The organism is Mycolicibacter engbaekii (genome assembly GCF_002101585.1).
Lineage (GTDB): Bacteria > Actinomycetota > Actinomycetes > Mycobacteriales > Mycobacteriaceae > Mycobacterium > Mycobacterium engbaekii.
Map to the genome: position 1 here is coordinate 44,332 of NZ_LQOT01000021.1, position 20,933 is coordinate 65,264.

Here is a 20,933-nt window from a genome sequence, read left to right on the forward strand (position 1 = left end):
GGGCTTTAGAGTACTTGTAGGGCCGCAGCGAACATGGCGTCGGTGCCGTGTCGGTGCGGCCACAGCTGCACATGCGGGCCGTTTCCGAGGGCATCGGCGGGCGCGAACAGCTCGCGGGTGTCCAGGGCACGCACCGGATGCCGGCGCACGGCGTCCGCCACCACGCCCACGGTCTCGGCCAGGTGCGGGGAGCAGGTCGCATACAGCACCACTCCCCCCGGCCGGGTCAGTCCGATCGCCGCGGCCAGCAGCTCGCGCTGCAGTTTGGCCAGGGCCGGGATGTCGGCGGGCTGGCGGCGCCAGCGCGCTTCGGGCCGCCGGCGCAGGGCGCCCAGACCGGTGCACGGCACGTCCACCAGGACCCGGTCGAAGCCGGGCTGCAGTCCCGAGTCGCGGCCATCGGCGGTCAACACCTCCACGTTGAGGCCACGGGTGTTCTCGCTGACCATCGCGGCGCGGTGCGGCGCCTGTTCCACCGCGGTCACCCGCGCCCCGGATTGGGCAGCCAGCGCCGCCAGCAGCGCGGTCTTGCCGCCGGGTCCGGCGCACAGATCGAGCCACCGGCCGGTGTCACCCTCGACCGGAGCCAGCGCGCACGCCCGCGCCACCAGCTGGCTGCCCTCGTCCTGCACCAGTGCCTGACCGGCCCGCACCGGCTCGAGCTGCCCGGGGTCGCCGCCGGGCAGGTACACCGCATACGGTGAATACCGGCCCACTTCGCCGCCCACGGCGGCGGCCAGTTCCGCTGCGGTCAGGACACCGGGCCGGGCGGCCAGATGCACCCGGGGACGCTCGTCGTCGCTGGCCAGCACCGCGTCGAGTTCGCCGGCGTCGGCGCCCAGCGCGTCGGCGAACGCCTGGGCGATCCAGCGCGGATGGGCGTGGACGAAGGCGGCGTGCCCGATCGGGTCGGCTTCGGCGCTCGGCGCCAGTTCCGCGGTCCAGGACTGTTCGTCGCGCGTGCTGATGGTGCGCAGCACGCCGTTGACGAAACCCGCTCGGGCGGAGTCGAACTCGATGGCCGCCTGCTCGACGGTGGTAGACACCGCGGCGTGCGGTTCGACCCGGGTGCGCAAGAGTTGGTAGCTGCCCAGCCGCAGCAGGTCCAGCAAGACCGGGTTGATGGTGTCGGGTGAGCGTTGCGCAGCGGCCCCGATGATGGCGTCGAGCAGGCCGCGGACCCGGCAGGTTCCGTAGGTCAGTTCGGTGGCGAAAGCGGCGTCCCGGCCGGTGATTCCGCGCTCGGCCAGCAGCGCCGGCAAGGCCAGGTTGGCGTAGGCGTCGCGCTGCGAGACCGCCTGCAGCACGTCGAACGCGGCGCGCCGGGCCGGGTCCAGCGGCCGGCGGCGGGGTTTGCGCGGGCCGGTTTGGGGGCGCTGCGGCCGGTCACGGTGCGGCCGGCCACGCTGCGGTCCGGTCATGACGCCCGCACCTCGGAGCCGAGGCGCGCACCGCGCGCCCAGTCGGCGGCGTCCATGAGCTTCTTCCCCGGTGGCTGAATCTGTCCCAACCGCACGGGTTGGGAGCCCGTGCCGACCCAGAGGTCGCGGCGGCCGGCGTGGATGTGGCCCGGCGCCAGCTCGCTGCGCCCGTCATCGGTGGATTCGGCGATGGTGACCGGACCGACTTTGACGCGCAGGTCGCCGATCATGGTCCACGCCCCGGGGTTGGGGGTGACGGCGCGGATTCGCCGTTCGATCACCGCGGCCGGCAGCTCCCACTGCACCCGCGCGTCCTCGACACTGATCTTGGGCGCATAGCTGACGCCGTCGCGCGGCTGCGGCACCGCCTGCACCGCCCCATCTTCGATACCGTCCAGGGTCGCGGCCAGCAGTTCGGCTCCGGAGACCGCCAGCCGGGCCAGCAGCTGCTCCGCGGTGTCGTCGGGCCGGATCGTTTCGGTCGCGACGCCGTAGACCGGCCCGGAATCCAGCTCCGGCTCGATGCGAAACGTCGTCGCGCCGGTGACCGCGTCACCCGCGGCGATCGCGGCCTGCACCGGGGCCGCGCCCCGCCACGCCGGCAGCAGCGAGAAGTGCAGGTTGACCCAGCCGCGTGGCGGTACCGCCAGCAGGGCGTCGCGCAGCAGCGCCCCGTAGGCGACCACCGGACAGCACTCCGGCGCCAGTTCGGCCAGCTCGGCGACCGACTCCGGTGCATTGGGCCGGGCCGGCCGCAGCACCGGAATGCCGTGGTCGAGGGCCCGGCGGGCCACCGGCGAGGGCTGCGGGCGGCCCCGTCGGCCGGCTGCCGCGTCGGGCCGGGTCAGTACCGCGACCACATCGTGGCGTGGCGAGTCGATCAGCCGCTGCAACGACGGCAACGCGGTGTCCGGGGTGCCGGCGAAGACGATGCGCACCGGGCCAGTTTAGGGAAGCCTCCCGTGGCGGCGACGGCTGCCGCAGCACTCACTCCGGCGGCTCGATCGCGGCGCGCCAGAGCTCGTGGGCCTCGCGCACGCAGTCGTCGAGTGGTCGCGCCGTGTCCACCCGATGCGCGCCGGGCCATCCGAACTCGTGGGTGCCGAGCGCCACCGCGATCTGCGGCGTCGCGTCGGAATTGCCCGGCGCCCTGGTTCTGACGCGCTGGGCCGCGATGTCTGCGGGCAGCACGCACTGGATCTCGGCGATCGCCGTGCGTGTGTCGTCGGCCAGGCGGCGGGCCTGGGCACGCACTCCCTCATCCCGCCAGGTGCCGTCGAGGATCACCGACTGTCCGTTGCGAAGACAGCGGCCCGCGCGCCGCAGGATCTCCGCGTAGACCGCGGCGACGTTGGCGGGTGCGTACAGCCCGGCGTCGAGGTCGCCCGGCCGGCCGCGCAGCTGTCCGGATCCGTGCAGTTCCTTGCGCACGTCGTCGGTCGAGAGCACCGTGGCCCCGGCCCGCGCGGCGAGCTCGCGGGCCAGGGTCGACTTCCCGGTTCCCGGACCGCCGCCGACGAGCACCAGGCGGGTGGCCCCGTCCTCGAGGTGGCGCCGGGCGATGGCCAGGTGCTGCGCCGCAGCCGCGCCGGCTCCCGGCTTGCCCTGACTCAGCCGCACGCAGTCGACCTTGGCGCGCACCACGGCGCGGTAGGCGATGTAGAAGTCGCGCAGCGACGGCGGCGCGGTGTCGCCGCAGCGGCCGGCGTAGCGCGCCAGGAAGTAGTCGCCGAGGTCTCTGCGCCCGAGGAACTCCAGGTCCATGGCCAGAAAGGCAGCGTCGTCGATGCGGTCGAGGTAGCGCAATTCGTCGCTGAACTCCAGGCAGTCCAGCAGCACCGGGCGGTCGTCCGTCCAGAAGATGTCGTCGGCGAGCAGGTCGGCATGGCCGTCGACGATGCGGCCCTCATCGATCCGCCGGGCGAACAACTCCGACCGCCCCGCAAGGTATGCGGCAGCCAGATCCTGGACGCGGCGCACCGATTCGGCGGACACCGCGATACCGGCGTGGCCGTTCAACGTGGGGAAGTTGTCGAACCACCGGCGGTGGATCGCCTCGGGCGTGCCCTGCGCGTCGATGTCCGGGCCGTGCGGCGAGCGGTCGTGGAAGTCGGCCAGCACTCCGGCAATGACGTCGAGCACGTGCTCGACGTCATTGCCGCGCTTGACCAGCGAAGCCAACCGATCCTCGTCGTGGTAGCGGCGCATCACCACGAGCGGTTCGGCGGCCCCGCCGGCGGGGTCGCTGAGGTGCGCGACACCGAAGTAGGCCTCGGGCGCCAGCCGGCTGTTGAGCCGGACTTCGCGCGCGCAGGCCTCCTCGCGCTGTTCGACGGTGCGAAAGTCGAGGAAGTCGGTCTGCAGCGGCTTCTTGGCCTTGTAGGCACGATCGCCGGCCAGGATGACCACGCCGGAGTGTGTCTCGTGGGCCGCGACAGCAGGCGCGGTGATCGCCGCATCCGCGCCGCCGAGGGCGGTCGACGAGGCGTGCGCGTCGCCGGAGGTCACGTTGAGGCGGGCCGGACCACGATCACCGGGACACTGGCGGCCTGCACCACCGCCGAGCTGACCGAACCCAGAAGCTGGCTGGTGAAGCCGCCGCGGCCGCGACTGCCGACCACCACCAGTTGGGCCTGCTCGGCGGCCTCGACCAGCCAGCGGGCGGGATGGTCGCAGACCACGCGCCGCTCGACGGCGACGTCGGGGTAGCGCTCCTGGTAGCCGGCCAGGCGTTCGGAGAGGATTTCGTGTCCCTGGACTTCGTAGTCACGCCGGTCCATGTTGAGCAGCGGCATGACCTTGATGTCACTCCAGGCGTGCAAGGCCACCAGCGGCACCCCGCGGAACGAGGCCTCCTCGAAGGCCAGCGCGGTTGCCTGCTCGGATGCGGGCGAACCGTCGATTCCGACCACCACGGGTGCGTCGTCGCTGTGCGCTCGACCGGCACGGATGACCGCGACCGCGCCTTGGGCATGGTGAATGAGGCTGGTGCTCACCGAGCCCAGCAGCAGGCGGCCGATGGCACCCAGGCCGACCGAGCCGACGACGGTCATCCAGCTGCTCTTGGCGGCGTCGATCAATGTCGAGACCACCGGGGCGTAGGCCGCCTCGGCCCGCACCTCCGGTGCGGCGGCGTCGCCCCGGGTGGCGTCGACGACATCGCGGGCCTTCGCCAGCACCTTTTTCGCCTCATCGGCCTGCCAGTTGGGAATGCCGTCGGTGACCGGGCCGGGGGGCCAGCCGGCCTCCAGCGGGGTCACCACATGCAGCAGGGTGATCGGCTGGTCGCGCATGACCGCTTCCCGCGTCGCCCAGGCCACCGCCGCGTCGGATTCCGGTGATCCATCGACCCCCACCACGATTCCGGTTTTCGTCGTCCCGAATTGCGCCATCACAGCCCTCCCCACAGATTGAGCACTGGGCCGACCGGCCAGTTCTGCCGTTGAAGTTACTGCGGCCGGGCTGATTCGGCAGGGGTCATTGGACCCCAATCCACGGTTCGTTGGCCCATTGGCGCGCCTCCCACGGCCGGATTCTCACGAGCGGGCCAGCGCGGACTCCAGCAAGAGCCGCCGTTCTGCGGCGGCCACCGCACGCCGGGTCGCCTCGACCGCGTCCGGGTTGACCGACACCGAGGTGATTCCCATCCGGACCAGATGCTCGGCGAAGGACGGGTCCGTCGACGGCGCCTGACCGCATAGCGACGAGGTGATGCCGTGCATGCGCGCCGATTCGACGATCCGCTCGATCGCATCCAGGACGGCGGGATCGGACTCGTCGAACAGTTCGGCGCAGATATCCGAGTCGCGATCGACCCCGAGGATCAGCTGGGTCAAGTCATTGCTGCCGATGGACACGCCGTCGATGCCCAGTCCCACATACTCCGGAAGCCAATACGCCACCGACGGCACCTCGGCCATCACCCACCGGTGCAGCCCGCGCTGCGAACCCAGTGGACTCGCATCGATGAGCGTCAGGCAGGCGTCGAGCTCCCACCGGGTGCGGACGAACGGAAGCATCAGATGCACGTTGGGATGGCGTTCGCGCACGCGAGCCAGTGCTTGGAGCTCGAGTGCGAACACCTCCGGCTCGTGCACATACCGGAAGCAGCCCCGGTAGCCGATCATCGGATTGTGCTCCACCGGCTCATAGGCTTCCCCGCCCGCCAAGCCCCGGAACTCGTTGCTGCGGAAGTCGGTGGTTCGGTAGATCACCGGTCGCGTCCCGAACGCCGAGGCGATGCGACTCAGTGCGGCCACCATCGCGTCGATCATGGTGCCCTGTTCGCCGTGCGCTATCAGGTCACGCGGATGACGACCGGACAGTGCCTCGGTCAGCATGAATTCGGCACGCAACAGGCCCACACCGTCGACGTCCTGGCCGGCGACGGTCTCGGCGGCTTCGGCCATCGCCAGGTTGACGTAGATCTTGGTGCCGGTCGGCTGCGTCATCGCGGTGGTCGCCGCGACGGCGGGAGGCGCAGCCGAGACCCGCGCGGCTACCGCCCCCGAGGTGACGACGCCGCGAGTCCCGTCCACGGTGATCCGGAGTCCGTCGTGCAGGACGCTGGTTGCCCGACCCGTCCCCACCACACAGGGGACGCCGAGCTCGCGCGCCACGATGGCGGCGTGGCACGTCATTCCGCCGGTCTCGGTCACCAGTCCGGCGGCGCGGCGCAAGGTCGGCAACCAGTCGGGGTTGGTCATCTCAGCGACCAGGATCTCGCCGTCGCGCATGCGGTCCCCCTCGTGCGGACTGCGCAGGATGCGCACCGCGCCGGTTGCCGCACCCGGCGCGGCGGGCAGACCGCGCAGCAACACGTCGGATTTCCCCGGCGTGCCGGTGCCGATGCCCTCTCCGCCGAGCGTGGTGATCGGTCGGGCCTGTACCAACCAGACCGTGCCGGACGCGATCGCCCACTCGACATCCTGTGGGCATCGGTTGTGCGCCTCGACATCCATGGCCAGTTCGGTGACGCGCCGCAAGGCGGCATCGTCGAGCACCGGCGCGTCGGCCTGGGCCGGATCCAGGGGCACCACCGCATCGTGGCCGTCGGGTCCGCGCTCGATCTTGAACGCCTGGTGCCCGATCCGGGTGTCGAGAACCTCCCGGGTCTGTTTGTCCACGACATAGGTGTCGGGTTGCACTTTGCCTGCCACGACGACTTCTCCTTGGCCGACGGCGGCTTCAATGACGACTTGGCCGCGCTCGCCGGTGCCGGGGTTGGTGGTGAATGCCACCCCGGACTGTTCGGCGGCGATCATCTCCTGAACCACCACCGCCATGGCGGGCTCCGCGTCGAATCCTCGGCTCGCTCGGTAGCTGACCACCCGCGGCGTGAAAAGCGATGCCCAGCAACGCTCCACGGCATGAACCAGAGCGTCGTCGCCGGTCACATTGGTGAGCGTCTGGTTCATGCCGGCGAATGAGGCGTCCCGCCCGTCTTCGCCGGTCGCCGAAGAACGCACCGCGACAACCCGATTCGCTCCGAGCCGATGGTAGGCGTCCAGGAGTTGCCGGCGAACCGGATCTGCGACACCGGCTTTGGTGACCAAATGCTGCATCCGCTGGCACAGCTCGGCCAGCGCGGCGCTGTCATCGATGCGCTCGAGAGCCTCGCGGTGCAGGGCAGCCACTTCGGTGTCGACTCCCCCGGCTTGCAGCGACACCAGGTAGCCGCTGCGCAGCAACACAAATCCCGGGGGAACCGGAAGACCCGCGTTGACCAGTTCACCCAGATTGGCGCCCTTGCCGCCGGCCTCCTCCGCATCGGCGAGCCCCAACGCCGAGAAATCTCGAACACACGTGTCGGCATCGACCGCTACTGCCATCTCTGGTTCTCCCTTCTGGTCGGTAGCGTTTCGGGTGCTGCGCGATCGCGCCGCCGCCTGCCCCGTGACGGTGCCGCCCGGTGTCGCGAGCGGCCCAGCGTCGAGTCTCGGTCAGCGGGTCCGGCAGCGGAGCGGCCGAAAGGCCGCAGTTTCGGCGGAATTGGGCCCCAACTCCGCGCAACCCCGCGTGAAAGGGACCATCGCCGACCTTTCGGGGGCCAACGGCCCTCTGGGAAATGTCCGCACCTGCGTAGCGTCGCGTGACGAGCCCGGTGAGCGGAAGGATGCCGATGAGCGAATCGATGTCATCACAGTCGGTCGTGGTCGGCATCGATGGTTCGGAGGCGGCCGCCCATGCGGCGACGTGGGCGGCTCTTGAGGCCGGCGCGCGCGGCCTGCCCCTGCGCCTGGTTCACGTCATCGCCGAGGAGGCCGCCGAAACCGCGCCCACACAGCCGGATCTGGGCGTGGAGTACGCCGAAACGGTGCTGCGCGATGTCGACCTGCTGCTCCGGGAGAAAGCGTCCGAGCTCAAGGTCGAGACCGCGATGCCGCATGGGCCGCCCGGATCCGCCCTGATCGACGAATCACGCGAAGCGGCAATGGTGTGCGTGGGTTCCGTCGGGATCGGGTGCTTGAGCCGCGCGATCTTCGGGTCGACCGCTGCCGAACTGGCCCAGGGCGCGCACTGCCCGGTGGCAGTCATCCGCGCCCACGGTGGCACAGGCGCAGCGCGGGGGTGGATCGCGGTCGCTGTCGATCACACCCCGGGCGACGACCTGCTGCTGGAGCACGCCTTCCGGGAAGCGCAGCTACGCGATGCACCGATCCTGGCGATAGAGAGCAAGCCGTGGCGGCGCGTCGGCCGGCACACCCTTCGGATCGAGCATTGGGCATCGCGTTATCCCGGGGTGCGCATTCGGCTCACCCCCCTGCGGCGCGGACTACCGGACGCGCTGGGCCAGATCGGCGAACCTGTCCAGCTCGCAGTCATCGGCAAGCACGACGCCGACGATGTGCCCCGGATCGTGGGCCTGCCCGACGTCGGTGTCATCGAACCGGCCGGTAGCTCGGTGCTGGTGGTGCGCGACTGAGACCAGCTAACGGCCGGCCAGCGGAGCGCTCCAGTGCACGCGGGTTCCCCCTTCGGGCTGCGAGCTGATCTCGCAGGCACCGCCCAGAAGTTGGGCGCGGGTCACCATGTTGGCCAGGCCGCTGTGGCGGTGATTGTCCGCCGGGATACCGTGCCCGTTGTCGGTGACGACGATGTTCAGACTGTCGGTCACGCTGATCGCGACGCTGACCCGAGTGGCCCCGGAGTGCCGGCAGACGTTGCTGACGGCTTCCATGATCACGGCCTCGGCGTGCTCGGCCAGTTCGTCGGCGACGAGCGTCACCGATCCGTCGACGCGCACCGTCGCGACGATGTCGCGATTCTCCGTCAGGCGCGCGACCTCATCCTGAACGCGCTTCTGGAAACCCCCGTCAAGGGCCGCCCGGGATTTGAGCCGGAAGATCGTCGTTCGGATCTCGGCGATGATGGTCTGCAGGTCGTCGATCGTGGCGTCGAGCCGGGCGACGACCTCCGGTGAATGCGCCAGGGCCAGCGTGCCCTGCAGGTCCAGCCCAGCGGCGAACAACTGCTGGATGACGTGATCGTGCAAGTCATGGGCGATGCGTTCGCGGTCGGCCAGAATGTCGCGTTCACGCGCCCAGGCACGCCCGCGGGCCACCACGACGGCGACGGCGGCGCGACGCGCGAAGTCATACACCAGGTCCAGGTCCGACTCGTCGAAAGCGCGGTGATTCGCGTTGCGGGCGATCGCGAGCACTCCGAGCGTCTCCCCGTCGGAGCGCAGCGCCACCACCACCACCGGGCGCTGTCCGACGTCGGTGAACCCGGGGATCGGGATGTCGAGGGCTTCGGTGATCAAGGGCCTGCCGGACCGGAAGACGCTGCCGGTGGTGGAGCCGTCCACCGCGATCTTCTGGCGGATCACCTCGTCGGCGTTGAGTCCGGCTGCTGCGGCCACGGTCAGGGTTCCCACGTCGGCGATGGGCAGACTCGCGTCGGCCGGAACCATCACGATCGCCTGCTCGGCCGAGGCGAGCTCGCAGACACGCTCGGCGATGATCTGCAGTGGCTCTGATCGCATCGCCGGTCCGGTGGAGTCCGACAACAGCGCGGTGGTGATGTCGCGGCTGGCCTCGATCCAATGCGCCGACGCGCGCAGGTGTTCCACCATACGAGCGTTGTCGACGGCGACCGCTGCCGCGGTCGCCAAAGCGACGGCCACCTTCTCGTCGGACTCGGCGAATGTGCGGCCCGACTGCTCGTGGGTCAGGTAAAGGTTGCCGATCAGGACACCGGAGGTGATGAGGGGCACGCTGAGCAGCGCCCGCATCGGCGGATGGTGTTCGGGGAACCCGACCGCGGCCGGGTGAGCGGTCAGGTCGGCCAGCCGCAGCGGCTCGGACTCGACGAGTGAGGCGTCCAGGACGCCCTTGCCGATGGGCAGATGGCCGATCCGGCGGATCGTCTGCTCGTCGAGGCCGGCGTGGATGAACTCGATGAGATTGCCCTGCGGACCGCGGATCGCCAGAGCGCCGTAGCGCGCCGAGGTCAGCTTCATCGCGGCCACGACGACCCGGTGAAGCGTGGTGTTGAGGTGCAGGTCGGAGCCGATCTCAAGGATCACCGCGAGCAGATGCTCCATCTGGTCCCGCGTGACGGCGAGCTCATCGAGCTGGTGATGCATGCGGTCGATGAGGGACCGATCTCCGAGCCCCCGGAACGCCGATTCGCTGTCTCCGCCGTCCATCCGACCCATTCTTTCCGCGGAGCGAAGAGCTAGTGCCTGCAAACCGTGCGCACGCCGCAACACGGGCACACGACCGTCCAGCAATATGCTGACACAACCACGGCCGGCAGGCGATACCTTGCTGCTCAGGCTGCTCACGGCAGGCGCGCCGGGCCCCTCGGGCTTACGCCGAGAGGCCTAGCACCTCGCTGGGCTCGGCAACCAGAGCGAACAGGTTTTCCACCGCCGAACGGCTGCACACCGCGGTACCCGGTGTCATCAGCATCGCCGCACCCGCCGCAATGCCCCACTGGACTGACTTGACCAGCGGCCAGCCCCGACTCAGGCCGACGGCGATCGCGGCGACCATCGCATCGCCGGCACCGACCCCGCTGCCTCCCCGCATCCGGACGGCGGAGAATCGGTAGCTTCCCGCAGGGGCGGCAAGTAGTGCTCCCTCGGCCCCCAGCGACACGACCACGGCGGCTGCCCGTCGCTGCTCGATGAGCTGGTGGGCGGCCGTCAGCCGGTCGGTCTCGGTGACCAGGTCGCGGCCGACACATTCCGAGAGTTCCCGCACGCTGGCCTTGAGCAGGAACACCCCCGACCGGATCTGCCGCAGCCCACCTCCGGAGGTGTCGAGAATCAACGGGACTCCGGCATGCCGGCACACGTCGGCAACACGCTGGTAGTAGTTGGCGGGCACGCCGGGCGGAAGGCTGCCGCTGGCCACCACGAACCCCGCCGATGCGGTCGCCGCGCGGAGCTGGTCCAAGCAGTACACCTGTTCGGCAAACGTCATTCGGGCACCGGGCAGCACGAAGCGATACTGCCCTCCGGTGCTTTGCTCGTCGATGGTGAAGCTCTCCCTGGTCGGTTCGGCGATCGGGACGCGGGCTACGGGCACGCGGGCCTGTTCCAGTAATTCCGTGACCAACCCGCCGCTCGGTCCGCCGGCGGCCAGGATCGCCAACACGGGTGCACCGAGAACGTGCGCGATGCGGGCGACGTTGACACCGCCCCCGCCCGGGTCGTAGCGGGCGGGCCGGCAGCGCAGCTTTTCGGTCGGGCGCACCCGGTCGATGCTGGTGGTGATGTCGAGTGCGGGATTCAACGTCAGTGTGACGATCCGCGTTGCTCGAACCGCGGACCGGGCCGGAGTCTTCATGATCAACCGCTTCCGTTCGTCCGCGACGGCTACAGACCGCTCGGATAGGTCTCGGGGGTCTGGCCGGCGATCCAGAGGCTCGTCACCTCCAGCGGCTCCAGCGCGCGCGTCTGATCGATGTGGATGATCGCGTCGAACTGGTCGGTCGGCCGCACATGGAAGTAGTGACTTTGCCGCTCGGTCGCGGGTTGATAGATCACTCCGATGGCGCGACCCAACCGCACCGCTTCCAGCGGATCGGCGGCAGGCACCGCCGGCATGGGCACCAGGAACGCCGGTTTTCCGGTGGCATGGAAGAGATCTTCGATGCTGCCGGGCAACGCCGGGCGGACCACTTTGCGTTCGGCCGGTCCGCCCCACTCGCTGGCGGCGGTCACCGTTCCCGAATAGGTGCTGAACCCGATGAGGCGCACCTGGTCGTTGTGTCGCTCACGGACCAGCTGACCGAGGGTGAGCTGGCCGTCACCGGCCATCTCGGTGGCTCGGGCGTCCCCCACGTGGGAGTTGTGCGCCCAGACCACGATGCGGGCCGGTGCGTCGGCGTCGCGGCCGCGGTCGGCATGGGCCAGCAGCGCCTCCAGGGTCTGGGCCATGTGCCGGTCGCGGATATTCCACGACGAGACGCGGCCGCTGAACATGGTCCGGTAGTACTCCTCGGCGTTCCGGACGGTTTGGGCGTTCTGCAGCGCATAGAACAGTTCGTCTTCGGCGACCGGTCCGTCCCGCTGCACATAGTTCGCCGCGTCGCGCTGCATTTCGATCAGTTGCTCTACGGCTTCTCCCTCGCATGACGGACCGGCGCCGAACGCCGCACCGAATCCGTACGCCTGGCCGTCGTCGGCGCAGGCATGGTCGAAGCAGGCGTAGCGCGCGCGGGCCCGCTCCGCCGCGACCGGGTCGACGGTGTCCAGGTAGGTGATCACTTCGTCGATCGAGCGATGCAGGCTGTACAGGTCAAGCCCGTAGAAGCCGGTTTGGCGCCGATCGTCCGATCTGCGGTCCCGGTTGTGGGCGCGTAGCCAATCGACGAATCCGGCGACCACCGTGTTGCGCCACATCCAGGCCGGGAATCGCTGAAAGCCGCTCAGCGCGGCATCGGCGGTCTGGTCCTCGCCGAGGCCCCGGACGTAGCGGTTCACCCGGTAGGCATCCGGCCAGTCCGCCTCGGCGGCCACCGCGCAGAAGCCCTTCGCTGTGATCAGCCACTTCGTGATCTCGGCGCGGGCGGCGTAGAACTCGTGCGTGCCGTGCGAGCTTTCGCCGATCAACACGATCCGCGCATCGCCGATCAGCTCTTCCAGCGCAACCTGTGGGGGGACCCCGGCCGGTGCCTCCACGGCGACACCGCCGACGATCTGCGCGGCGGTCGGCGCCGCGGGTGCCTGGTGCCGGGTGGTCGGGGTGGTCAGAAGCCGGCGGACCTCTTCGTCGGTGACCTGGGTGAAGTCCCAGAACGATTCGCCGACGGCGAAGAAGGGGGTGGGCATCGTGGCGCAGACCACCTCGTCGACGAGGCCGGCGAACTCCCGGCAGGTCGATTCGGGGGCTGCCGGAACGGCGACGACCAGACGGGCCGGTTCGGCGTCCCGCAGCGCCTGCACCGCGGCGAACATGCTCGCGCCGGTGGCCAGCCCGTCGTCGACCAGGATGACGGTCCGGCCGGCCACGTCGCGGGGCGGGCGATCACCGCGATAGGCGGCCTCCCGGCGGGACAGCTCCCGGCCTTCCCGGTCGGCGATGTCGCGTAGCTGTTGCGGCGTGATCTTCAGGGCGCGCACCATGTCGTCGTTGACCACCACGCGGCCCCCGCTGGCCAGCGCGCCCACCGCGAATTCCTCGTGGCCGGGCGCTCCGAGTTTGCGCACGATGAACGCGTCCAGAGGGGCCCGGAGCGCCGCCGCGACTTCCCACGCGACCGGGATTCCGCCGCGCGCCAGGCCGAGGACGATCACGTCGTCACGGTCTCGGTAGGCCTCGAGCAGATCGGCCAGCACCTGGCCGGCTTCGGTGCGGTCACGGAATATGCGCCGCGGTTGCCGCCTTCGGACTTCGGCTGCGCTCGTCATCGCAGTTCACCGGTCATGGCGCCATCTCCGATTGGTCTAGGACTGACAACACTGATCTGACCCAGTGGGGGCCGGGTCGGGGAAGGGCATGAGGTCCCGATTCCAGGGGCCGTTGGTCGAAGGATCTCGGAACCGTTCTGGCCCGGTGGTGACGACCATGAATTTTGTCGCCGGCGCAGGACGCCGGATTCGTCTGGATGACGACGAATACCCCTACGGCGTGGGGACTTCCGGCCCTGCCCGCCGGAGCCACATGCGAGTCGAATCAAGAGATCGACCAGACCACAAAGATCCGAGGACCATCATGAAAAACCTCCCCGCCGCCAACGCTTCGCGCCGTTCCCTGCTTCCGGGACTCGTCGAGCTGTTCAGCGGATTTCCGTCCTGGGCCGGTCAATGGCCCGCGCCGGAAGAACACCTCATCCGCCTCGAAGACCAGGTGGAAGACGGGCACTACGTCGTTCGGGCCGAACTACCGGGTATGGATCCCGCCAAGGACATCGACATCACCGTTCGCGACGGCCGCCTGACCATCAAGGCCGAGCGCACCGAGAAGAACCAGGGCGAAGGGCGTTCGGAGTTCTCCTACGGCTCCTTCACCCGATCCGTCTCGCTGCCCCCCGGCGCCAACGAGGAAGACATCAGCGCCTCCTACGACAAGGGGATTCTGACGGTCTCGGTGGCGGTTCCCAAGCCGGCCGCACCAGCCGAGAAGCACATCAAGGTCAAAGCCGCCAGCTGACCCCGGCACGCAGCGCTGGACAGTGGCGCGGCGTGGCGTCCGCCCCGCGGACCGCCGCGCCACTGCGCAGTGCTTCCCGAAGCCACCCCAAGTCAGATCAAGCCCCGCGTCCTGCTGCCGCGTCGCCGAGCCGGCCATAGTTGTAGTAGGCCGCGCATGCCCCCTCCGGGGACACCATGCACGTCCCGATCGGGGTTTCGGGGGTACACGCCGTGCCGAATACCTTGCACTCCCATGGTTTGAGCACCCCCTTGAGCACCTCACCACACTGACATGCCTTCGGATCGGCGACGCGGACAGCGGGCATCGAGAACTGCTCTTCGGCGTCGAACTCAGCGAAATCGGGGCGTAGACGCAGGGCGCTTTGGGAGATGAAGCCCAATCCACGCCATTCGAAATACGAGCGAAGCGCGAACACCTGAGCCATCAACGCCAGCGCGGCCGGATTGCCGCCGCTGCGAACCACCCGGCAATACTGGTTCTCGATCTCGCAGCGGCCCTCCCGAAGCTGGGTGAGCAGCATGGCCACGGCCGCCAGGATGTCCAGCGGTTCGAAACCACTGATCACCAATGGCTTTCGATAGACCTCCGCGACGAACCGGTAGGGCTTGTCCCCCACCACGGTCGAAACGTGACCCGGTCCGATGAAGCCGGAAAGCCGAAGGTCGGCCGACTGCAGAATCGCCTTGATCGGGGGAATGATCAGTACGTGGTTGCAGAACACGGTGAAATTGGTCAGGCCCAGTTCACGGGCGCGAAGCAGCGTCACCGCTGTTGACGGCGCCGTGGTCTCGAAGCCGACCGCGAAAAACACCACCCGTTTGCCCGGGTGTCGCGCGGCGATCTCGAGTGAATCCAGGGGCGAGTAGACGAACCGGACATCGGCGCCTCGGGCCTTTGCGTCCAGCAGGCTTCCGTGCGATCCGGGCACCCGCATCATGTCGCCGAAGCAGGTGAAGATGACGTCGGGCTGCCCGGCCAGCCAGATGGCGTCGTCGATACGGCCCCACGACCCGGCTCCGGACCCGGTAGGGCACCGGGGCCATCGGCGATCGCGGCGGGATCTGCGGTTCACCACGGTCCCCGCTGTCAAGCATCGCCGTTCGCCCGGGCCATCTTGTTCATCTCTTCGGTGATGTCGATGCCGGTGGGACACCAGGCAATGCAGCGTCCGCAACCGACACAACCCGACATCCCGAACTGGTCGTGCCAGGTGCCCAGCTTGTGGGTCAGCCACTGCCGGTAGCGCGAAGCGCCGGATTGCCGGACGCTTCCGCCGTGCAGGTAGGAGAAGTCCATCTCGAAACACGATGCCCAGGTCTGCCACCGCTCGGCATGATCGCCACGCACGTCACTGACGTCTTCGGTACTCGTGCAGAAACACGTGGGACACACCATCGTGCAGTTTCCGCACGTCAAGCAGCGGCTTGCCACCTCCTCCCACTGCGGTGACTCGCGCGATCGGCCCAGCAGACTCCTCAGATCTGCCTCGGGCATGGATCGACCCATCTGATCCGCGGCGGCTTCGACGTGAGCGTGCGCCGTGTCGATCTCGGCGACGGTGGCTTCGCGGTGCGGCACCGCCGCCAAGACCTCGGCGCCTTCCGGGCTGCCGCTGTAGGCAACGTACGTCGCGGAGTCTCCCTCGCACAGTTCGCTGAGCACCAGGTCATATCCCGGCCCGACCGACGGTCCGGTGCCCATCGAGGCGCAGAAGCAAAGCCCGCCCGGCTCGGTGCAGTTCACCCCGACCACAAAGATCCGGCGGCGGCGTTGGGCATATGCGGTGTTGGGGTAGGCCGAACCACCGAGTACGCGGTCCAAAGTGGCGATCGCCGCCATGTCACAGCCCCGCACCCCGAGGAATGCGTACCGGGCAGGTGGCTCCTCGGGTGCACTGACCGCGGTGCCGTCCCGGCCGGCCGACCACAGCAGCTGCCTCGGCGGATGCAGGAACTGCTTCCACGACTGCGCTCCGGTGCAATGGCCGAAGGCGGCCTGGTCCGCACGGCGCCGTATCCGATAGCGGCCGGGAGCGACGTCGACGCCCCAGCCGCGGGGCAGATCGTCGGCCGAACCCAACTCGGCAAGCACGATGGCGCTGTCCCGCAGTGTCGGACCCACCACGCGGTAACCGCGCTCGATCAGCACATCGACGAGGTGGTGAAGTCCGGCCGTGTCGACCAACGCGGCGGGGTTGCTACCCCGGGAGTCCACCGGCTCATCATCCTCCGCCGCGGCACCGACGACAAGATCCCTCGACTTGTCCGCCATGGCCACGTCATCGCCCGTCATGGGGCCGAGGGCGGGCCGATCGGCGCTGCGCTGAGGACCAACGGCCCTAACACCGGCTCCGGGCGCCGCAGAACTATTGAGTCCAGGTGCAGATCGGAGGTCGAGATGCTCACCGTGCGGGTGGAAACCGAGGCCGTCAAGGATGCCGTGCGCGCGGCATGCCGCGCCCCGTCGCTGCACAACATCCAGCCGTGGCAGTGGGTCCTGGAAGCCGACCGCCTGCAACTGTTCCTCGACGAGAGCCGGGTCCTGCCGTCCGATCACGCCGGCCGGGAAGCGACGATCGGTTGCGGCGCGGCGCTGGATCATCTCCGGGTGGCGATGGCCGCAACCGGCCTGCATGCCAACGTCGATCGCTTTCCCAATCCCAACAATCCCAACCATCTCGCATCGATCCAGTTCGACAAGATGAGCTATGTCACCGAAGGGCATCGATGCCGGGCAGCGGCGATCTGGGTACGGCGCAGCGACAGGCTGCCGTTGTCGCCACCGCCCAACTGGGCGGCCTTCGAGCCGCTCCTACGGTCGCGCCTTGAGGAATACGCGGTCGACCTCGACGTCCTGCCCGAGAATTCCCGCCCCCGACTGGCCTACGCGTCGCAGTTCGCCGAATCGCTGCGGCTCTACGACGCGACCTACCACGCGGAGTTACACCGGTGGACAACGCCATTCGAAGCCTCCACCGGCGTCCCGTACAGCTCCCTGCCCTCGGACGCAGAAGGCGGCCGGGTCGATGTCGGTCGCGCCTTTCCCGGACTGCACCATGGTGATCGACGGGCGCAGATCCAGCGTGATCAGGCGACCATCGTGGTGCTGTCCACGCGCTCCGACCTGCGCGCCGACGCGTTGATCGTCGGCGAGGCCCTCTCGGCCGTCCTGCTGGAGTGCACCATGTCGGGCCTGGCCACCTGTCCGCTGACGCATCTCACCGAAGTTCAGGTGACCAGGGACATTGTCGAGACATTGGTGGGCCGCAACGCCTTTCCTCAGATCCTGGTCCGGATCGGACAGGCACCCGGCACCGAGGAACCCCTGCCCCGCACGCGGCGCCGGCCGCTGTCCGACGTGCTTTCCATCCACAGCGGGTAGCGCGGGCTTATGTTCGCGTCATCGACAGCCCCCCGCGTAGTCGTCGGTGTGGACGGATCACGCGCCGCTCTCAAAGCCGCCTACTGGGCTGTCGACGAAGCCCTCGACCGCGAACTTCCGCTGGGACTGCTGTGCGCAGTCGACTCCGGCTCCCCCGGCGCGAACGCGGCGGCTGCGGCCGAGACAGCGGTGCGCAGCGCCATGGCAGCGATCGAGGCACTCGACCGGCCGCCCAAGCTGGAAGCCGAGATCGTGCACCGGCGGCCGGTGACCGCGCTGCTGGAAGCCTCGCGATCCGCGGCGGTGATCTGCCTCGGCTCGATCGGGTTCCACCACGAGCCGGGCAGCCGGGTCGGGTCCACTGCCACCGCCGTGGCGACGTCGGCGCATTGCCCGGTCGCCATCGTGCCACGCACCTTCACCGCCCGGACGGGCCACGCCGGACTGGTCCTGGCGGTGGTGGACGGTTCCTCGGCCGGCGACGGCGTGTTGGAGCTCGGCGCTGCCGAGGCACGACTGCGCGGCCTGCCGCTGCGCGTGTTCGCACTGCCGCAGCACCGCCCGGCAGCACCGGGCGAGTCAGACGTGCCGTCCGACCCGCCGCTGCCGACCGCCGTCGACCGCTGGCTATCCCGCTGCCGGCAAGAGCACCCGGACCTCGACGTAGATTCGGTCGGCTATCACGAGGGGCTGCTGAATTGCTTTGAGCGCCTGCAACGCAGCGGCTCGGCGATCCAGCTGGCGGTGGTGGCACCGCGCCGGCCCGGCCCGTTGGACGTTCTGCTGGCTCCGGCGGGCCGGGCGGTCGTGGAATCCGCCGGCAGCGCCGTGCTGGTCTGCGATCGGACGTGGTGGTTGTGACCGCCGGCGACGGTGCTGCCGCTACCGGGGCAGACCAGCTGAAAGTCTTCCTGGTCGACGATCACGAGGTGGTCCGGCGCGGGCTGATCTCGCTGCTGAGCTCGGACCCCGACCTGACCGTGGTCGGCGAAGCCGAAACCGTACGGGAAGCCCTGGCCCGCATTCCCGCACTGCTGCCCGACGTCGCCGTGCTCGACGTGCGGCTGCCCGACGGCAACGGCATCGAACTGTGCCGTGAACTGCTCTCGCGGGTGCCCGCTCTGCGGTGTCTGATGCTGACCTCGGACAGCTCCGAGGAAGCAGCGTTGAACGCGATTCTGGCCGGCGCCAGCGGTTACGTCGTCAAGGACATCCGGGGCATGCAGCTGGCACAGTCGATCAAGGATGTCGGCGCCGGCTGCTCGCTGCTGGACAACCACGCGGCGGCGGCGCTGATGGTCCGGCTCCGCATGGGTGCCCAGGCGCCCGACCCCCTGGCCAAGCTCACCGAGCAGGAACGGGCCCTGCTGGCGCTGCTGGCCGAGGGGCTGACGAACAAACAGATCGCCGAGCGCATGTTCCTGGCCGAGAAGACCGTCAAGAACTACGTCTCGCGTCTGTTGGCCAAGCTGGATATGCAGCGGCGCACCCAGGCGGCCGTTTTCGGCTCGCGCCTGTCCGGCGGCTGACGCTGCTACCCGACGTGCAGCGGATCGATCTGGACTCGCACCGGGTGGCGCGACCCCCGCGCACTGAGCACGCCGACGCCGTGGCGCAGCGCTGCGGCCAGCGCCAAGCCGTGGTCGCGGCCCACCCGCACCAGCATGCGGATGATGCTCAGCTCCTCGGGGACACCGGCCGGCCGGCGCACGCCCGGCGGTAGCGGCACGGGCCCGAGCAGGTCGGCGCCGTCGGGCAGGCGGGTCTGCTCCAACAGCGCCGTCACCGAGGCCGGATCGCCGTCGAGTGCCGCGAGGTGCACGGCGGGCGGCAGGCCCACCTCGGCCCGGGTGGCCAGTTCGGCGTCGGCGTGGCCGACCGGGTCCCACCGGATGAGGGCCTGCACGGTCGGGATCGCGGAGTCGGCGACCACCGTCACCTGCCCGCCCGAAGCCTGGTCGCGCACCAGGGCAGACGCAGCCATCCAGCGCCGCAGCGTGTCTTCGGCGGCACGCAGATCCTGACGGCCCAGCAATGCCCAGCAGTCCAGCAGCAAGGCCGCCCCGTAGCCGCGCGGGGCGCGGGGTTCGGCGCCGGGTGTGGCGATCACCAGGGCTGCGCCGTCCTCGATGGCGTCGACGATGGTGTCACCGGCGGAGGTGACGACCGGGGTGCCCGGGAAGGCTCGGCCGAGTTCTTCGGCGGTTCGCCGGGCACCGATGACGACCGCCCGCACGGCATCCGACCCGCAGCGTGCACAGCGCAGCGCCGGGTCCTGGCGACCACACCAGCGGCAGACGGCCGCACCACCACGCTCCGGCAGCGACAACGGTCCGGTGCAGTGCCGGCAGCGGGCGATCGTGCGGCAGCGGGCACAGGCCAACGACGGCAGGTAGCCGCGGCGCGGCACCTGCACCAGCACCGGTGCCCCGGCGGCCAGGGCGCTGCGCGCGCTCGTCATCCCCACCGCCGGAAGCCGCGCGCTGCGAGCCGCCGGGTCGCGCTGCTCGGCGTAGCCGGTGTCATCCAGAGCCACCACCCGCGGCCGCGCTGCCCGCAGCGCCGCTCGCGGCGCCACCACGTCGTGCGCCCAGCCACTGGTCACCAGCGCGTGCGCCTCTGCGGTACGGGCGAATCCACCGATCAGGGCGGCACAGCCCGCCAGATGGGCCCGCAGCATCGCGACCTCGCGCGCATGCGGATAGGGCGCCCGCGGCTCGGCCAGGGAATCGTCGCCGTCATCCCAGACCATCACCAGGCCCAGATCGGCCAGCGGCGCGAACACCGAACTGCGCGTGCCGATCACCAGCCGTGCATGGCCCCGCAGCACCGACAGCCACCGGCGGTAGCGGGTGGCCGGGCCCAGGCCCGAGGACAGCGCCGCGACCGCCGACTCCTCGATTCGTGCGGTCACGGCCCGGTGCAGCGCATCGACATCGCGCTGATCGGGCACGATCGCCAGCGCGGTGCGCCCGGCCCGCATGGTCTGGGCGGCGGCGTCGACGAAGCGCTCGGTCCACGATTCGCCCGGCAGCGCCTGCCACACCGCGCGCGCGGCCCGGCCCTCCCCCAGCGCGGCCAGCCAGGACGCGCCCGCTCCGTAGCGTTGCCAGCCGGCCGGGTCGACCGGGGCGAGCACGGGCGGCTCGGGCGGCGTCGTCGCTTCGCGTTCCACCCGGGCGTGTCGCGGCGGTACCGCCAGGCGCAGCACGTCGGCCCGGCTGCCGGCATAGCGCGCGGCGACGGCCTCCACCAGTCGACGGACTTCGCCGGTGAGCACCGGCTCGGCCGAGACCACCCGCTCCAGCCGGCCCAGCCGGCCCACGTGGTCGGTGTCGGCGCGGCGTTCCCAGATGAAGCCGTCGACCAACCTGCCATGAAAGCGAACCCGCACCCGCGCCCCGGGCCGGGCCTCCGCGGACTGCTCGGGCGTGACCAGATAGTCGAACTCGCGGTCCAGATGCGGAACCGAAAGCATCGGCAGCACCCGCGCCACCGGCTCGCCGGTGGCGCCGGTTTC

The 20,933-nt window shown here is 70.0% G+C and carries 15 protein-coding genes and 1 pseudogene; 5 read left to right on the plus strand and 11 right to left on the minus strand.

What is annotated here, in order from left to right:
* Positions 1-5: 5 nt before the first annotated feature.
* From AWC02_RS05665 to ppsA, 5 genes are all read right to left on the minus strand, one after another.
* A complete protein-coding gene (locus tag AWC02_RS05665; RefSeq protein WP_085127802.1) occupies positions 6-1,421 on the minus strand; it encodes an RsmB/NOP family class I SAM-dependent RNA methyltransferase in 1,416 nt (471 codons plus the stop codon).
* The gene (gene fmt, locus AWC02_RS05670) at positions 1,418-2,359 is read right to left on the minus strand and encodes a methionyl-tRNA formyltransferase (protein ID WP_085127803.1); all 942 of its coding nucleotides are present in this window, start codon (positions 2,357-2,359) and stop codon (positions 1,418-1,420) included. The genes AWC02_RS05665 and fmt overlap by 4 nt, the downstream gene beginning before the upstream one ends.
* Before the next feature lie 49 nt (positions 2,360-2,408).
* Complete coding sequence (locus AWC02_RS05675; protein WP_207568002.1) at positions 2,409-3,872, minus strand: bifunctional aminoglycoside phosphotransferase/ATP-binding protein; 1,464 nt, start codon at positions 3,870-3,872, stop codon at positions 2,409-2,411.
* A 53-nt stretch (positions 3,873-3,925) separates the two neighbouring features.
* Positions 3,926-4,813, minus strand: a complete 888-nt coding sequence (locus AWC02_RS05680; protein ID WP_085127804.1) for a universal stress protein — start codon at positions 4,811-4,813, stop codon at positions 3,926-3,928.
* 144 nt (positions 4,814-4,957) lie between these two features.
* Positions 4,958-7,252: a phosphoenolpyruvate synthase gene (gene ppsA, locus AWC02_RS05685; RefSeq protein ID WP_085127805.1), complete on the minus strand. Its 2,295-nt coding sequence runs from the start codon at positions 7,250-7,252 to the stop codon at positions 4,958-4,960.
* A gap of 290 nt (positions 7,253-7,542) precedes the next feature.
* Here ppsA and AWC02_RS05690 point away from each other — a divergent pair, with 290 nt between their 5' ends.
* Positions 7,543-8,346 (plus strand): universal stress protein, encoded by an 804-nt coding sequence (locus tag AWC02_RS05690; protein ID WP_165757853.1) that lies wholly within the window; start codon positions 7,543-7,545, stop codon positions 8,344-8,346.
* 6 nt (positions 8,347-8,352) lie between these two features.
* On the opposite strand, the gene AWC02_RS05695 is transcribed toward AWC02_RS05690, so the two are convergent.
* The 3 genes from AWC02_RS05695 to AWC02_RS05705 form a co-directional block, all read right to left on the minus strand.
* The gene (locus AWC02_RS05695) at positions 8,353-10,011 is read right to left on the minus strand and encodes a GAF domain-containing sensor histidine kinase (protein WP_237160338.1); all 1,659 of its coding nucleotides are present in this window, start codon (positions 10,009-10,011) and stop codon (positions 8,353-8,355) included.
* A gap of 226 nt (positions 10,012-10,237) precedes the next feature.
* Positions 10,238-11,221 (minus strand): 1-phosphofructokinase family hexose kinase, encoded by a 984-nt coding sequence (locus AWC02_RS05700; protein ID WP_085127808.1) that lies wholly within the window; start codon positions 11,219-11,221, stop codon positions 10,238-10,240.
* Between the two features lie 29 nt (positions 11,222-11,250).
* Positions 11,251-13,287 (minus strand): erythromycin esterase family protein, encoded by a 2,037-nt coding sequence (locus tag AWC02_RS05705; RefSeq protein WP_085127809.1) that lies wholly within the window; start codon positions 13,285-13,287, stop codon positions 11,251-11,253.
* A 304-nt stretch (positions 13,288-13,591) separates the two neighbouring features.
* Here AWC02_RS05705 and AWC02_RS05710 point away from each other — a divergent pair, with 304 nt between their 5' ends.
* The gene (locus AWC02_RS05710) at positions 13,592-14,029 is read left to right on the plus strand and encodes an Hsp20/alpha crystallin family protein (protein WP_085127810.1); all 438 of its coding nucleotides are present in this window, start codon (positions 13,592-13,594) and stop codon (positions 14,027-14,029) included.
* A 97-nt stretch (positions 14,030-14,126) separates the two neighbouring features.
* Here AWC02_RS05710 and hypD read toward each other — a convergent pair.
* Both hypD and AWC02_RS05720 read right to left on the minus strand, forming a co-directional pair.
* Positions 14,127-15,035: pseudogene (gene hypD, locus AWC02_RS05715) on the minus strand (hydrogenase formation protein HypD); the annotation flags it as partial.
* An 83-nt stretch (positions 15,036-15,118) separates the two neighbouring features.
* Positions 15,119-16,324: a 4Fe-4S dicluster domain-containing protein gene (locus AWC02_RS05720; protein WP_419179205.1), complete on the minus strand. Its 1,206-nt coding sequence runs from the start codon at positions 16,322-16,324 to the stop codon at positions 15,119-15,121.
* Between the two features lie 105 nt (positions 16,325-16,429).
* Between AWC02_RS05720 and AWC02_RS05725 the strand changes: the two genes are divergently transcribed.
* The 3 genes from AWC02_RS05725 to AWC02_RS05735 are packed head-to-tail and all read left to right on the plus strand — an operon-like array spanning position 16,430 to position 18,942.
* On the plus strand, positions 16,430-17,413 hold the full coding sequence (locus tag AWC02_RS05725; RefSeq protein WP_085127812.1) for an Acg family FMN-binding oxidoreductase: 984 nt from the start codon (positions 16,430-16,432) through the stop codon (positions 17,411-17,413).
* Positions 17,414-17,422: 9 nt separating this feature from the next.
* Positions 17,423-18,274 carry a universal stress protein gene (locus AWC02_RS05730; RefSeq protein WP_085127813.1) on the plus strand — a complete coding sequence of 284 codons (852 nt, stop codon included), beginning with the start codon at positions 17,423-17,425 and terminating at the stop codon, positions 18,272-18,274.
* A gap of 38 nt (positions 18,275-18,312) precedes the next feature.
* Positions 18,313-18,942, plus strand: a complete 630-nt coding sequence (locus tag AWC02_RS05735; RefSeq protein WP_085127863.1) for a response regulator transcription factor — start codon at positions 18,313-18,315, stop codon at positions 18,940-18,942.
* 5 nt (positions 18,943-18,947) lie between these two features.
* On the opposite strand, the gene AWC02_RS05740 is transcribed toward AWC02_RS05735, so the two are convergent.
* Positions 18,948-20,891: a primosomal protein N' gene (locus AWC02_RS05740; protein ID WP_085127864.1), complete on the minus strand. Its 1,944-nt coding sequence runs from the start codon at positions 20,889-20,891 to the stop codon at positions 18,948-18,950.
* Positions 20,892-20,933 lie beyond the last annotated feature (42 nt).

Excerpts from the sequence above, each read along its gene's own strand:
- AWC02_RS05665 (WP_085127802.1), bottom strand. The coding sequence starts at position 1,421 with ATGACCGGACCGCAGCGTGGCCGGCCGCACCGTGACCGGCCGCAGCGC.
- AWC02_RS05680 (WP_085127804.1), bottom strand. The coding sequence starts at position 4,813 with ATGGCGCAATTCGGGACGACGAAAACCGGAATCGTGGTGGGGGTCGAT.
- ppsA (WP_085127805.1), bottom strand. The coding sequence starts at position 7,252 with ATGGCAGTAGCGGTCGATGCCGACACGTGTGTTCGAGATTTCTCGGCG.
- AWC02_RS05690 (WP_165757853.1), top strand. The coding sequence starts at position 7,543 with ATGAGCGAATCGATGTCATCACAGTCGGTCGTGGTCGGCATCGATGGT.
- AWC02_RS05695 (WP_237160338.1), bottom strand. The coding sequence starts at position 10,011 with ATGCATCACCAGCTCGATGAGCTCGCCGTCACGCGGGACCAGATGGAG.
- AWC02_RS05700 (WP_085127808.1), bottom strand. The coding sequence starts at position 11,221 with ATGAAGACTCCGGCCCGGTCCGCGGTTCGAGCAACGCGGATCGTCACA.
- AWC02_RS05705 (WP_085127809.1), bottom strand. The coding sequence starts at position 13,287 with ATGACGAGCGCAGCCGAAGTCCGAAGGCGGCAACCGCGGCGCATATTC.
- AWC02_RS05710 (WP_085127810.1), top strand. The coding sequence starts at position 13,592 with ATGAAAAACCTCCCCGCCGCCAACGCTTCGCGCCGTTCCCTGCTTCCG.
- AWC02_RS05720 (WP_419179205.1), bottom strand. The coding sequence starts at position 16,324 with ATGACGGGCGATGACGTGGCCATGGCGGACAAGTCGAGGGATCTTGTC.
- AWC02_RS05725 (WP_085127812.1), top strand. The coding sequence starts at position 16,430 with ATGCTCACCGTGCGGGTGGAAACCGAGGCCGTCAAGGATGCCGTGCGC.
- AWC02_RS05730 (WP_085127813.1), top strand. The coding sequence starts at position 17,423 with ATGTTCGCGTCATCGACAGCCCCCCGCGTAGTCGTCGGTGTGGACGGA.
- AWC02_RS05740 (WP_085127864.1), bottom strand. The coding sequence starts at position 20,891 with ATGCTTTCGGTTCCGCATCTGGACCGCGAGTTCGACTATCTGGTCACG.